This is a genomic window from Anoxybacillus ayderensis (genome assembly GCF_000833605.1).
Lineage (GTDB): Bacteria > Bacillota > Bacilli > Bacillales > Anoxybacillaceae > Anoxybacillus > Anoxybacillus ayderensis.
In genome coordinates, this window is the sequence record NZ_JXTG01000019.1 from 35,353 (window position 1) to 41,352 (window position 6,000).

Genomic DNA, 6,000 nt, shown 5'->3' on the forward strand with positions numbered 1-6,000 from the left:
CGCTCTCTCCTTTGCTCGAAAACGGCCTTCTCATCTTCCTTTATTTCAATATCGTTATGTTTGCAGAAAGAATGTGTGTTTATTGGAGCGCTAAATCTTATAGAGGCATACAGTCATCAAAAAACGGGCAGAATCTTTATAAATGGTCTGCTGCCCGTTTTTTACGTATATACATTGATGACTCTCCTCGCTTAATTCTTTATATTCCCTTTCAGTATACTTTTTTACACTATGTTACATGAAAGTGTGTACTTGTTAAAGCGAATGATATGCTTAATAATATCAAATATCATGGTTATTAATAACGTCAACTACCCCCACTTAGCTAACGCTTGAAGCGGGGGCTTGCAACTCCCCAGAAGTGCGAACGGACTTCGTCCTCCTTCCTTGACTTGGGGTTACATCAGGGGCAGGTTGACGACTACCCAACGACATAGGTCATGCCTATATCGCTACCGAGTGGCTCGGCATGTCTGTAGGCAGTACTTGACTTCCACGCACAACAGACGGATGTACGCTCGATGTTTTACGGTTGCAACGTTTCCTGCAACCAACTCCCTACATCGAGTAACGGGGATTGGAGTGCCTTGATTCAACGGTTTTCTCCACATTCTTATTCTATCATATACAAAAGAAAGGAGGAAGGGCGATTCCTCCCCGACTTTCGCTCTCGCTTAGAAGTCGGGGTCTCCTCGCCAAAGATGATGAAACTAAGAGTTTCAGCCGTTCAATACCATCTCCATACGATAAATTCTTTTGAAGAATTTGCTAATCAAGTGGATCATTATATTAAAACAGCTCAAGAATTTGATGCAGATTTTGTTTTATTCCCAGAATTTTTTACTACTCAGCTCATGTCCATTGGCAATGAACAAGGACAGCCTTTGACGATTCAAGAGCTTCCTGATTTTACTGAACAATATCGATCTTTATTTATAGATTTAGCCAAGAAAACAAAGATGCATATTATTGGAGGAACACATGTCATCCGTAAAGGTGACCGATTATACAATGTAGCTCATTTGTTCTATCCAGATGGAAGAGTCGCAGAACAGGCAAAGCTCCACATTACTCCTACGGAAGTAAAGGAATGGAACATGTCGCCTGGCGATGGTCTACAAGTGTTTGAGACTGAAAAAGGAACGATTGCCATGTTGACGTGCTATGACATTGAGTTTCCAGAAATTGTTCGCATGGCTAAAGCGAGAGGTGCTGATGTTATTTTCTGTCCTTCTTGCACGGATGATCGTCACGGATTCCATCGTGTCCGTTACACAAGCCATGCAAGAGCCATCGAAAATCAAGTCTATGTTGTCACGACTGGTACAGTAGGTTCCCTTCCGACGGTTGACTTTATGCGGGCGAATTTTGGGCAAGCAGCGGTGATTACACCGAACGATATTCCATTCCCTCCGCGCGGCATCTTAGTCGAAGGGGAAATCAATCATGATATGATTGTAACCGCTGATCTCGATTTAGAACTGTTATATCAAGTTCGCGAAAGCGGTTCCGTCACTACATGGCGCGATCGTCGCACCGATCTCTATCCGGACTGGAAATAAGGTAAGACTAACGCTCTTAAAGGAGGGAGAAAAATGTATCGAAAAGAATTTTACGTCTTTGACCAAGATCGGCCTGTTCCTGCGGTCATTCGAAATTATGAAGAAAAGGACTTTCCCGGCTTAATCCGCATCCAGCAAGAAAGTTTCCCACCGCCATTCCCATCTGAATTATGGTGGAACACGGAACAGCTGAAAAACCATGTTACTCTCTTTCCAGAAGGAGCCTTATGTGTAGAGGTCGATGGCGAAATTGCTGGATCGATGACAGGATTGATTGTTGACTTTGATCCGAATCATCCGGATCATACATGGGAAGAAATTACCGATAATGGATATATTCGCAACCATAATCCAAATGGAAATACGCTCTATGTAGTCGATATTGGCGTGCGTCCTGCTTATCGCAAATTAGGATTAGGAAAATGGCTAATGTTATCCATGTATGAAGTCGTCGTTCAATTGGGATTAGAACGTCTGTTAGGCGGAGGAAGAATGCCCGGCTATCATAAAAAAGCTGATGAGATGACGGCAGAACAATACCTCGAAGCAGTCGTCAAAGGAGAATTAAAGGACCCTGTTATTACTTTCCTGCTTCGCTGTGGCCGTACCCCTGTTCAAGTGGTTGCTAACTATTTAGAGGATGAAGAGTCTTGTAACTACGCGGCGTTGATGGAATGGAAAAATCCTTTTTATACAACAAAATCTGAACAAGGAGAATGATGAACATGGAATATCGGAGAATTACGAGTATTGAAGACCCTTTGTTTAAAAAAATGCACGAATTGATGCAAGAGGTATTTCCTCCTGAAGAAGTATTAGCATTCGATCTTTGGAAAGAGCCTCTAGAGGATCCGGGAATTCGTGTGTGTGTTGCTGTTCATGAAGGGAATGTCGTAGGTGCGACAGAGTACCGCTATTATGAAGATTTAAATGTCGCAATGACAGACTTCACGATCATTGGCCAAGCAGGACTTGGTATCGGGCGATTTTTAGCACAAAAAAGATTAGAGGATTTGAACGCTTGGGCCGCAGCAAGCGGAAAACAGTTATTTGGCATGTTTGCGGAAATTTATGATCCTTATCGCGTAGAACATTATGAATTTGGCGGAATTAAGCCGATGGATCCATATGTCCGCCGTGAAGTATTGTCTCATCTTGGTTATAAGCGTCTTGATTTCCCTTATGTTCATCCGTCTTGGAACAACGATGGAGAGGCTGTAACTGGACTCGACCTTTGTTTCCTTCCGATGGATGATAACGTAAATGAACTTCCAGCGGAGCTTGTTGTGAAGTTTTTGAAACGATATTATTCTGTCTTATCAAACAAGCCAAAGGCTTGGTATGAAATGGTTGAAAATCTTGAAACAAAAAATACGGTACCTCTTTTAAGCATTTAATGTACTGACGTCGTATTCATTTAACTTCAAAAGTCCAAATTCAAAAAACTAAAAATCCTTGATCAATTCAAATAGTAACAGTACACTTTGTTTATAGAAAGTACCGTGTTAAAATTCTTTCTATAAATATATCATCGTAATGAAGGAGGTTGTTCATATGAGCAAAAAAGTGTTAATTGTTACAGGAGATGCGGTGGAAGCTTTGGAGATTTATTATCCGTATTACCGTTTGTTAGAGGAAGGTTTTGATGTTACAATCGCTGCTCCGAAGAAAAAGAAACTGCATACAGTTGTCCACGATTTCGCTGATTGGGATACTTTTGTAGAAAAGCCAGGCTATCTCATTGATGCACATGCATCGTTTGCAGAAATCGATCCAACACAGTACGATGCGCTCATTATTCCGGGAGGACGTGCGCCAGAATACATCCGCCTCGATGAAAACTTGCCAAAAATCGTACGCCATTTCTTTGAAGCGAACAAACCAGTTGCGGCGATTTGCCATGCTTCACTTGTATTAGAAACCCTTCCTGATATTATGAAAGGGCGCAGCATGACCGCATACATTGCCTGCAAGCCAGGTGTAGAAGCAATTGGTGCCAACTATGTATCTGAGCCAACTCATGTTGATAACAATTTCGTATCCGCTCATGCATGGCCAGATTTACCAGCATTCATGCGCGAATTTATTAAGTTATTAAACAAGTAAAATCGTTTGTTAAGGCGTTCTCCTATGGGGACGCCTTTTTGATTTAAACGACATGTTGCACTGATTGTTGATGATCTAGACACAAAATATTATCGAACAGTGCCAGGCACTGTTCGCCAATAAAACACCCCCAGCTGCATTTTACGCAGTTGGGGGATTCTATACAATATTATTTCATAAAAGACAAGTGCCCGCTCCTAATTTCTTGGTTTACCAATCCGATAATTTTAATAACTTATATACTTCCTTATCATGAAAGTCTGATTCAGAAATTTGTAATATATCTATAAGTCTCTGAATTCCCCCTATCCACATGCGATCGTCATCCTCAGCTGCTTTTATTAGCGAAGCCTCTATATGTGGAACTATCACACTTTTATCTATACTCTTCAATATCTCTATCGCTGTAGGGACACCAGGCCAATTCATATCTTGCATTAACTCTATTAAGCAGGGTATCGCCAGCCTATTTCGTGGGTATCCAATTTTATTTAAAACTTTAACCGCATTCTCCCAACAATGCTTCTCGGTATCTTGTATTAACAAAGGAGTGTATTCATCATCAATTGTTGTTAACTCCCTTATTGCAGATAGTTGAACTTCTTGGGGCATATTCCAACTCAAGTTTTTCATCAATCTTTTAACTTCACTAAGTTCCATTAAAATTCATCTCCTACTATTTAACTTTCACAGAAAGGGCCTGCAATAATTTTGTATATTCATGTGGTCTAGTATTAGCATTTTCCCTTGAGTTTATCCATCCCTGCATTTTCTTCATATTTACTGGTCTCACTGACACATGAGTTTTACCATCTTTTATTGCTACTAGTTTTCCTGTTGCATTAATGGCCTCAATAGTAGTTGCTGTATATGGTCCAGATAAAGGCTTTACTGTAGTATAGGATAGCCCACTAACATCTTTTGGTCTTGGAGTTAAATTAGTGCCGTTTCCACTTCCAGTACGATAAATAACTGTTGGGTTTTTCCTATTAAATTTACGTTCTAACTCACATTTCGCACCCTCTCGACAAAAATCGGGAGGATTTTTTTATCTTCCTGTCGAATAAAACCTTGGAATACAAGGAAAGCAAAGGAGTTTGCTCATCATGGACGTTCAAATTCGGGCCATTTATGAAAGTTCTTATTTGAATATAATAAGCGCCCTGTTCAAAGATCTTGACCTTCCTCAGTTGATTGATCGTCTCGTTCCCGTGGATCCGCAATGCCAAACTCGAGCCAGCGATATCGTCAAACTAATCGTTCTGGATATCTTGAGCGGCCGGCAAGCGCTCGTTCATTTGGAACAATGGGCGCATGACATCGATTTGCCGAAGCTGATTCGGCCAGGGCTGGAGCCGTCTTGGTTCAACGACGATGCCATCGCGCGTCATTTGGATCGCCTGTATGAGGCGAATATCCATCAAGTCCTTTCGTCTTGCCTCGTGCAGATCTACAAGAAAGAAGGCCTCTCTCTTCGCGTCTTCCACGCCGATACGACGGACAAGACCGTTTATGGCGCGTATGAATCGGCCTCGCCGGATGCCTTGCAGATTACGCATGGCTACAACCGGCATCATCGTTGGCAAAAGCAGATCGGATTTGGGCTGATTGGCAACGAGGATGGCATCCCGTTTTATGGCGATGTACACGACGGCAACCTGCCGGATAAGACGTGGAATCCCGAGGTGTTGTCCCGTGTGCAGAAACAGCTGAAGCAGGCGAAGATCGAAGATGAATGGATTTATGTTGCCGATTCTGCCGCCATGACGAAAGACACACTGGCGCAAACGAAGGCCGCCAAAGCCTTTTTGATCACAAGAGGCCCTTCTTCGCTCCGGATCGTCAAAACCGCGCTGGCTAAAGCTGATGCCCAAGACACGCCGTGGAGCGATCCGTTTTCCTTAGCGGAGAAAAACGGAGCCACCTACCGGGTGTGGGAAACGACATCGACGTACGAAGGTCATTCGGTCCGGTTGATCGTCGTTGAATCCAGCGCGCTCGACCAACGAAAAGGAAAGACGCTCGAAAAAGAGCGAAACCAAGAAGCAGAGCTTCTTCGGCAGAAACAAACCCAGTGGGAAAGCCGTCTGTTTTCGTGCCGGGAAGACGCCGAACAAGCCCTAGCGTCTCTAAAGGCGTCCCTTCGTCTTCGGTTTCATCGAGTCGAGGCGTCGGTCGAAGCGATCGTGCGCCCGAAGAAACGGCGCGGACGTCCGACAAAAGGGGCGAAACCGGACATGGAGACGCTGTATGCCCTTCGCTTGAACGTGGAATTCGACCAAGATGCGTGGGAACAGGCAAGACGGAAAGCGTCCCGGTTTGTCCTTGTCAC

Annotated in this window: 6 protein-coding genes; 5 read left to right on the top strand and 1 reads right to left on the bottom strand. The window is 43.4% G+C overall.

Going from position 1 to position 6,000, the window contains the following annotated elements; genetic code table 11:
* Positions 1–704: 704 nt before the first annotated feature.
* From JV16_RS12575 to JV16_RS12590, 4 genes are all read left to right on the top strand, one after another.
* The gene (locus JV16_RS12575; protein ID WP_042536108.1) at positions 705–1,562 is read left to right on the top strand and encodes a carbon-nitrogen hydrolase family protein; all 858 of its coding nucleotides are present in this window, start codon (positions 705–707) and stop codon (positions 1,560–1,562) included.
* Between the two features lie 33 nt (positions 1,563–1,595).
* Entirely contained in the window at positions 1,596–2,282 is a 687-nt protein-coding gene (locus tag JV16_RS12580) for a GNAT family N-acetyltransferase (RefSeq protein ID WP_042536110.1), read from the top strand.
* Positions 2,283–2,287: 5 nt separating this feature from the next.
* Complete coding sequence (locus tag JV16_RS12585) at positions 2,288–2,959, top strand: hypothetical protein (protein ID WP_021095845.1); 672 nt, start codon at positions 2,288–2,290, stop codon at positions 2,957–2,959.
* A gap of 157 nt (positions 2,960–3,116) precedes the next feature.
* A complete protein-coding gene (locus JV16_RS12590; RefSeq protein ID WP_020961363.1) occupies positions 3,117–3,668 on the top strand; it encodes a DJ-1/PfpI family protein in 552 nt (183 codons plus the stop codon).
* A 210-nt stretch (positions 3,669–3,878) separates the two neighbouring features.
* On the opposite strand, the gene JV16_RS12595 is transcribed toward JV16_RS12590, so the two are convergent.
* Complete coding sequence (locus JV16_RS12595) at positions 3,879–4,328, bottom strand: DUF5071 domain-containing protein (protein ID WP_052023561.1); 450 nt, start codon at positions 4,326–4,328, stop codon at positions 3,879–3,881.
* 446 nt (positions 4,329–4,774) lie between these two features.
* On the opposite strand from JV16_RS12595, the gene JV16_RS12600 reads away from it, so the two are divergent.
* Positions 4,775–6,000: IS1634 family transposase (locus tag JV16_RS12600; RefSeq protein WP_042536114.1), on the top strand; the 1,226-nt coding region annotated here is incomplete at its 3' end.